This is a genomic window from Bacillus sp. JJ864 (assembly GCF_036963045.1).
Classification (GTDB): domain Bacteria; phylum Bacillota; class Bacilli; order Bacillales; family Bacillaceae_G; genus Bacillus_A; species Bacillus_A pseudomycoides_C.
Genome location: NZ_JBALLY010000187.1, coordinates 1 through 2,660, shown reverse-complemented (window position 1 = coordinate 2,660; position 2,660 = coordinate 1). Strand labels below are relative to the sequence as shown.

The 2,660-nt window shown below is 32.3% G+C and carries 3 protein-coding genes; 2 read left to right on the top strand and 1 reads right to left on the bottom strand.

The features are described 5' to 3' along the window. Nucleotides 1-317 precede the first annotated feature (317 nt). Nucleotides 318-467 (top strand): bacteriocin, encoded by a 150-nt coding sequence (locus tag V7024_RS22135; protein WP_335523970.1) that lies wholly within the window; start codon nt 318-320, stop codon nt 465-467. 123 nt (nt 468-590) lie between these two features. Here the strand turns inward: V7024_RS22135 and V7024_RS22130 are convergent, their stop codons facing one another. Next, nucleotides 591-1,151: a MerR family transcriptional regulator gene (locus V7024_RS22130; protein ID WP_335523967.1), complete on the bottom strand. Its 561-nt coding sequence runs from the start codon at nt 1,149-1,151 to the stop codon at nt 591-593. 443 nt (nt 1,152-1,594) lie between these two features. Between V7024_RS22130 and V7024_RS22125 the strand changes: the two genes are divergently transcribed. After that, a complete protein-coding gene (locus V7024_RS22125; RefSeq protein ID WP_193413761.1) occupies nt 1,595-1,906 on the top strand; it encodes a hypothetical protein in 312 nt (103 codons plus the stop codon). Nucleotides 1,907-2,660: the final 754 nt, after the last annotated feature.

Genomic DNA, 2,660 nt, shown 5'->3' with positions numbered 1-2,660 from the left:
CGTACAGTAAAAGGGGTTAATTGTGACGAAAATGTGTCTAAACGTACAGAATTCCCGGAATGATATGGTGAGGCCTATATACAAATTTTCTACTCAAATCATATCCTACTTTCTTCATATTAGATAAAACATAATAATAAAATTATATAATTCAAAACTCATAAAATTACTAAAAAATAACAAATATTCATAATTACATATAAAAAACCATTTTTTTATTAATATATAAAAAAGGAAACATAAATGTTATCTTAATATATCTTATAGAATTCATAATTCTGTATAATATAAATAATAAATATTAAGGAGATTTAACAATGAATTTGACAACAAATGAAATTAAAACATCAAAACTTCAATCTTTAAATGAAAAAGAATTAAAAGAAATTAATGGTGGAGTTGCAAGAGCTATAGGAGCTGAACTAGGCATTAAAGCAGCTGAATGGTTAAAAAGTAAATTCAAATAAAAAGCGCATATAAATAGCAAGGGAATGCTTGTATGCTGATCTGTACTGCATTCCCTTATTGTATGCATGCATTTCTATTCTTCTTTTTCCGACATTAGAACTTTATAAAAAATATGATCACAATTAATCTTTAAACAAACCGAAAAACCCTTTCCGTTTTTGTTTCTGATTTTGTCTCTGGATCTCTCTAATGTTTTCCAGCAATAACTGATCCCGTTTCTCTAACTTCTTCTCTATAAAAACTTCTAATTCACTGTTTTTACCCTCTACTTCAGTTAATTTTCTCTCAGTATTAGCCAAATGCTCTTTTGTCGTAACCAATTCATTCGTAATCTCCTGTAATTTTTGAACAAGTGCTTGATTGAACTGATTTTGTAATTGCTGATTTTCTAATACTGCATCCAATTTCTTTTCTAATTCCGATTTTTCTTCTTTTGAAACAAACAAATCAAGTTCTCCGTTCCGCCATGCTCGAACTTGATCGTAAGACCATTTTTGCACCTGTATTTTTTTTTTTATAGCTTTTAATTCCTCTATATTTTCCTTCGAATATCTGCGATGCCCTCCCTGACTTCGCTCCGTTTGTATATTAAATTCGTTTGACCATACCTTTAGCAAATCGGGAGTCACCCCTAAACGATCCGCCACAATTTTCGGTGTATACATTTCCGATTTTAGTTCCAAATTTCATTCCTCCCGCAAAAACGGAATACGTTTTTACTCATAAAACACAATTAAATCAATATTTTAATCAAAATCGGAATGTACTTACAACTGATTTCACACCCGATTTTAAAAACGAATTGATTTCGAAATACATTTCGATTTTACACCGATATCCATTACTTCTCGATAACAGCATCAAAATCTTTTTTATTTATACAAGATTTTATGCAAAAAAAGAATAGCGAGGATCCTCTGAATCCCCGCTATATCAACCATGTATAAAATCTTGCATAAACGAAGAATAAGAGAATCATACGAATCTTTTGCAAGAGTAAGAGGACTCTTTTATCCTTGCTGCCGATAATGTTACGTTATGTTAACCGAGCATGAATATCCTATTCATCCAAATTTGCACAGAGTTGTCTTTGCTGATGGTACAATTAGGATAACGGAGGAATATTATGGGATATCTTAATCAGCTTTATGTAATACTGTTTTTTATAATCGGCATGGCAATATTCGAATTCTTCAAATCTGATTCACCAAAAACAAAGGATAAAAATCTAATATTCATAATGGGCAGTTTAGGGGTAAATCTATGCACAATTCCAGTGGCTTTTTTTATAGGTGTGATGGCAACAGACTCCCCAGATAGTACTGAACTTGATTTTTGGGGAGGATTTCTCTTTATTCAGGCAATACCGCTCCTCATACTACTTGTAGCTTTGATATGGTGGTTTATCCGTAAGGGCAAAGAAAAAATCGACACATAGAATTTTAAAATGACTTCCGCTAACGAAAATTATGTGAACACGAAAGTCCCCCAGTTAAACAATCTGGAGGACTTTTTTTGGCTTAGTACCAACGTTTCTATAACTAGGATCAAGATAATAAACCCGCTACCTTTTAAAATTTTGCATAAAAAAGGAACCTAGTTTCCTAGGTTCAAAAAAAAGACTTGTTAAAGAGTAAATTGGAATAACTTGTTGGTTTCGTTTATTACTATATTTATATTATAAAATATAGTTTTAATATACACAAGAATTTATCTTGAAATGGTAAATAATATATATCAAAAATCATTCATAACATTATAAATTGAAACCTTTTTGTTGTTTGTTCTTGTCTTTTGGTCTTACATTTGCTTTTTGGCTAGAGTGCTGGCTCGTCGTGTGGGGGGCGAAACCCCACGTATTACGTATCTATTTTTTGAATAAGGACTATTTTAGAACGAATGATCTAAGCGGTTCGGCTCGTATACTTGCTTGTCCAAGTCGAGAACCATTGCTTTGCTTTTTGTCTGTCGGCTTGGCGAAAAAAGCACACGAGCCGAAAAAAGTTTTGCAAGGAGGGAGCAAAGCGGACAAGGTGGAGATTTTTGAGTGATTTTCTCAAAAATACTACCTGTTCCTTGCGGAACTTTTAGCCCTTAATAATAGTGATAATAGAGAGGATCTACAAAAAACGTATAAATCCCTTGATATAACTGGGTTTAATGCGTTTTTTAGGGTGTCACGAAAAGGTGAC

Excerpts from the sequence above, each read along its gene's own strand:
- V7024_RS22125 (WP_193413761.1), top strand. The coding sequence starts at position 1,595 with ATGGGATATCTTAATCAGCTTTATGTAATACTGTTTTTTATAATCGGC.
- V7024_RS22135 (WP_335523970.1), top strand. The coding sequence starts at position 318 with ATGAATTTGACAACAAATGAAATTAAAACATCAAAACTTCAATCTTTA.